The sequence below is a fragment of the Clostridium sp. DJ247 genome (assembly GCF_014231265.1).
The window spans coordinates 1-4,805 of sequence record NZ_JABAIW010000107.1; the positions used below are offsets into that span (position 1 = coordinate 1).

Here is a 4,805-nt window from a genome sequence, read left to right on the forward strand (position 1 = left end):
GGAAGAAATCCTCATAGTAATTTCCAAATAAGTTTCAACCTATCTATTATATTTTACACAAACCTATGTGCGTTCTCTTTTTTTCCCCTTGATGTTTTCACTTCTTCTGTATATAAAAATTTCTTTACCTTGTTAATACTTCCTAATTCCAGATACTTCTTAAATATTGCTTCTATTTGTGTTGATGTGCTTACATAAATATATCTATATATTTCCGTCAGATAATCTCCTCTTTATTTTCTTTATAAATACTTATATGTCAACAATTCGGATAATTTTTATTCTCTAAATACTCAAAAACAGGATTATGTAACTTAAAATGCTATATAAAAAATTTTTCAATAAAAAAATGTATTAGCACTATAAGCACTTACTCCATTCAAACTTAAACCTTCATAAATCCCTCTATTATCAAGCTTTTTATCAGTATTCCCCTGCTTTAAAGCAATCTTTTGTTCAATCTTTTTTTCCTGCTTTTAATGACTTGAATAAAGGAGGGAACGAAAAAAAGCATGAAGTCCTACAGGAAAATCTCCTGCATTTTCTTCATGCTTTCAGAACAACTTTATTTCACTCGGAACAACTTTATTAGTTGTGGAACGAGTTTATTTTTCAAGTACATAGAAGAGATTAGAGAATTTGAATTATAATTCAGATTAGAAACTTGATTATTAATATCAACTATCTTACTTATGCTATATTTATTATTCATTTCAATCTCTATTCTACCTAATTGTTATTTTTTTATCGGCTCTACTGAACGCCCTCTATTATCAAGCTTTTAAACAGTATTTTTGTCATTTTATCAGTCATTTCTCCAATCTCTAAATCCTAATTTTGATAGCTTGACTAAAGGGCAGAAAGAAAAAGGCATGAGCAAACACAGGATTTCGTCTTGAATTTTCTTCATGCTTTATATAGCACTAATTAATCTATATTATCTAATAGTCCCAATTGTTGGGAAATATCTTTTATAAGCTTACTTAAGGGTCTTTTCTCACTATTGTCTAAATAGCTTGATAATAGTAATTCCATGACTTGTTTTTTACTATTAAAAATATCACTATAATTTAATAATAGCTCATTTATATATGAATCATTATATATCGTTGATTTAACAATCAATTCCTTAACAACATCTTTATGATTATCATTATATAATTCTTCCAGCCTGAAAACTATATTATTGCCTCTTGCTTTTGTTATGAATTCTTTTTCTTCAATAGTATTGTTAGAATCTTTCTTCCCATTATATTTCAACTTTAGAACAAAGTCATCTTCATCGATTTTTCCAAAGAAAATATTATACTCTTTATCATCATCTTGTGGGTATATTGAAAAAACATATTTTTCTCCAAAACCTTCTTCATATGGGCATAATACTTTTATATAATCTTCTGACCTATTTCTACTCTTAAATTTTAGTAAGTTTCTACCTTTACCAACAGTTCTTACAAACTTAATATCTTTCTTTATATTTGAATTACAAACATGACAAGAAGGAATTAAATTAAATAGAGAGACTGCATAAAAAGGAAATTCCTTTTTACACAAAAAATGGTCTAATTCTGGTCTTGTTTTCCCTATTAAATTTGAATTGTTGCTCTCTAATATACTTATATATTGTCTATTGCAATAGGGACATGTATCAATACTTATTTCCTTTAATAACGAATAAGCCCCCCAAGAAAACACATTAAAAATAGATTCATATAATCTTTTAACTCTGATTTTATAATTATCATTAATTAATTTTAATGCTTTAATGAACTCTTCATAATTTTTAGATTTATAACTATTTGTCATTATTTCTTGTAGACATATCGATTCAATTATTTCTGTTTCTTGAATTATTCTTTTTTGACTTTTAATATTACCATTTATTTTTTTTATATATGAAAACAAACCTATATCTTCAGATACCTCATTTTCGTCTTTAAAAAGTTCATAATCAAATATCTTACTTAATTCCTCATTAAATCCTCTATCATCTTTATAAAAATCTTTATATTCATCTTTTGCATTAATATAACTTAAATATAGAAATCCGCTATGCCACTTTTTTGTATCGTCTTCAACAAAATACCTCAATTCTCTTGGACTCCCAATTATTATCGTATTAAAATTATCTCTCAATAATTTATAGAAAGATAGTTGATATTTAAAATTGCTCCGTTTTATTTGCTCTAATTTTTCTTCCAATTTTGGTAAAACATAAATTTTTGCATACAACAGATGATTGTTTTTTATTCTCTCTAATTTATCTTCTTGTATATTTATTTTAATCATCTATATCTCCATTAGTATCTATATCTCCATTAGTATCTATATCTTTCTTTAATTTTTTTAAACTTTCTATTTTTTTCTCATAAAAATTAATTTCATCATCTATTGTAATCAAACTATAGCCTTCCTTAATTTCAATATCATCCATCATTCCTAATAAGATATTTTTAATTAATGGCTCACCAATCATATTAATCTTTCTTTTTAATGCCTCACTTTTATGATAATCTATTTTTTTCCCTATTTCTCTTATATTCTTTAATTCGTCTATTATTTCTTTAATTTTACTCTTTGCAAATTCTCCCTGAGTACCTTCACTCATAAAAAATGATTCCCTAAGCAATGTATGAATATTTTGTCCAAAAGTTTCAGCTTGTTGATTTAATCCATTACCTATTTTGCATAAATTATTTTTTTTATCTTTCTCCATAAATATAATATTATTTTTAGGTAAATCTGATATTAAAAATGGAGTATTAGATGAAAATATAATTTGTACATTATTTTTCAGCATTTTCTCAATAAAATTTATTATTATACTAATTAATCTTCTTTGCCAGTTTGGATGAAGATACAACTCTGGTTCTTCAAGAACCAATAAAATATCTTTAGAATCAAACTCTTTATTAATACTTTCAACTCCATAATATATCCTTGTCAAAAGACTTAATATCGCTTCTTCCCCTGAACTAAGATACATGGCTTCAAAATTGTTATCATACCATTGAAAATGCAAAAAATCTAATGACTTGTCCCTATTTAACGGATTTTCAGATTTATCAAATAATCTCTCACACAATATAATTAGTTCACTTAGTAATTCATATTCCTGAAGCTCTATTACAAATCCGCTTTTCATATATATTTTATCTTTGAATCTGTCAATTAGACTTAGTAATTCAACTACTTTAATATTATTGTCTGTAAAGTTACAATCTTCTTCAGATATATATTGAGACAGCTCATTAAGCTTATTAATTATAAAAATTAGGTTTTTATATAAGTCATCTACATTTTCACTTACCTTCAAATACTCAACTATAATTGAGTATATCGTATTAATATCTTTATTGTTGTTACCATACCAAACAATATATCCACTTTTTAATTCATTAATATATTGTGTAAATATAGTAAAATACATGTACAATTTATATAATTTAAAATCTCCTACACTCTTACCTAATTTATAAAAATCTCTTGTAAAGTTATCTATAACTTTTTTTACCTGTACTAAAGTTCCATTATCTACTTTTATTTCTTTTAATAATGAAATGAAATTTTGTACTAAACTTCTAAAATTGTATACATCAAGTATTTTTATATATTTTGGCATTTCAATTTGTATTATATCTTCTAATTCTTCTTTATTTTCATATATGAAGTGAATAGTCTGTATTCTATTTTTATAAAAAAATGACTGCACATTATTCTTCCGCAAACTATTTACCAAATATAGTGTAGATAAATTTTGAGTAGAGTTATTTTCGGCATGTCTACTTCTACCTATATATGTACTTTCAGTAAAACTACTTGAATAGTATATTCGAGATATATTTTTTAGATATGTTATTTCACTCTCTAATTTTTTATCTTTATCAGGTAAAGGGCATAAATTAATGATATTCTTATACATTTCCATAATAAGCAATTCTTTTATTTTGTCTCTATTATAATAGCAATAATATTTATCATTACATTTTAGTATTATTATTGCATTAATCTCCGATAACATATCCATAGAAAATGTTTCTAAAAAAAATCTAATAATACTTGTTTTTCCACTTCCATTTTCCCCTACCAACCCTGTAATATTGGTTATTCTATTACCGAAAAAGTTAGGAAAGTATTGATTATTTTTTTCTATCTTTAATTCATTTTCTTGATATTGAAAAATAAATTCACCACCCAAATTAATATCTTGTCTTTTTAGTAATCCATAATCATCAATCCATATATAGCAAAGTTCTGTTACCATTCTTTTGAATCCTCTCCTACCAACAATTATCTACTACTATAATTTAAACTTAATCTTTAAAATCAAAACTTACAAACTTAATTGGATTAAATTTGCTAATCCAGCTAACCTAACCACTTCCCACTCACTTACTGTTCCATCTTTAGCTAACTTTTTAACTGCCCATTTTATCCTTCTAATTTGAGTATCTTCTATAGTTTCAATATTTTTCATCAAGTAATCTTTAGTTTTAAGCATTTTATTAAGATGCTTTTGTAATAATGTAAGATTCTTTATTCTTCTTTCAATTAACCCGACTGTAATTCTTTCATGCTTTTCTTTGCTCTCTTTTATAAATTCTACCTGGTCCTTAACTAACTTAAAGTATTTTTCGTCTCTTTTATTCCAATCAATAACTTTAATCCTTAAACCTTATAAAAGTTTCCCCATTTAATTACCCAGCTTTATTTTTTAACCCCTAACTATGTCCCCTGAAAAAAAAGTTCTGACACTCCCCTCACTCCCTCTCAGCCCTTATCTCTTCTATCCTTGAACCTATTCT

General features: G+C 25.5%; 3 protein-coding genes. All 3 read right to left on the reverse strand.

Translation table 11 applies throughout. From position 1 onward, the window contains the following. Positions 1–927: 927 nt before the first annotated feature. The 3 genes from HGI79_RS21990 to HGI79_RS23440 all read right to left on the reverse strand — a co-directional run bounded on the left by HGI79_RS21990 (position 928) and on the right by HGI79_RS23440 (position 4,666). Entirely contained in the window at positions 928–2,289 is a 1,362-nt protein-coding gene (locus HGI79_RS21990) for a hypothetical protein (protein ID WP_185652809.1), read from the reverse strand. Continuing rightward, entirely contained in the window at positions 2,282–4,264 is a 1,983-nt protein-coding gene (locus tag HGI79_RS21995) for an AAA family ATPase (RefSeq protein ID WP_185652810.1), read from the reverse strand. Before HGI79_RS21995 ends, HGI79_RS21990 begins: the two co-directional genes overlap by 8 nt. Before the next feature lie 69 nt (positions 4,265–4,333). After that, positions 4,334–4,666 carry a TnsD family Tn7-like transposition protein gene (locus HGI79_RS23440; RefSeq protein ID WP_185652811.1) on the reverse strand — a complete coding sequence of 111 codons (333 nt, stop codon included), beginning with the start codon at positions 4,664–4,666 and terminating at the stop codon, positions 4,334–4,336. Positions 4,667–4,805 lie beyond the last annotated feature (139 nt).

Coding starts and splice junctions, on each gene's coding strand:
- HGI79_RS21990 (WP_185652809.1), bottom strand. CDS start 2,289: ATGATTAAAATAAATATACAAGAAGATAAATTAGAGAGAATAAAAAAC.
- HGI79_RS21995 (WP_185652810.1), bottom strand. CDS start 4,264: ATGGTAACAGAACTTTGCTATATATGGATTGATGATTATGGATTACTA.